This window comes from Peribacillus sp. SIMBA_075 (assembly GCF_046534585.1).
Genome location: NZ_JAWRYN010000780.1, coordinates 1 through 265, shown reverse-complemented (window position 1 = coordinate 265; position 265 = coordinate 1). Strand labels below are relative to the sequence as shown.

The 265-nt window shown below is 36.6% G+C and carries 1 protein-coding gene; it reads right to left on the bottom strand.

Annotated elements, in window-relative coordinates; genetic code table 11:
- Positions 1 to 265 (bottom strand): phage tail terminator protein (locus SB775_RS30325; RefSeq protein WP_410864955.1); only part of this gene is annotated, 265 nt, incomplete at both ends.

The following is a 265-nucleotide window of genomic DNA, read 5'->3' as shown; positions in this document are numbered from 1 at the left end:
CTCAACAAAATTAGGCTCCACATACACATTAAGTCGCATTAGTGTATAGGAGCCATCAATAGCATTGAAACTTCGCCTATGAACGTTATTCAATTCTCGTGCAATTGCTTCTATTGTGTTATTAACCTCTAATTGGTTATCGCTCTTAACAAGCACTTGAAACTGCTTATTTATAATTTCACCTTCGAAATATTGCTCACCTGGAGCTGAGGGAATCATCCTGATAGCAATACTCTTTTTCGGTTTATCATTTGTTCCTATATCC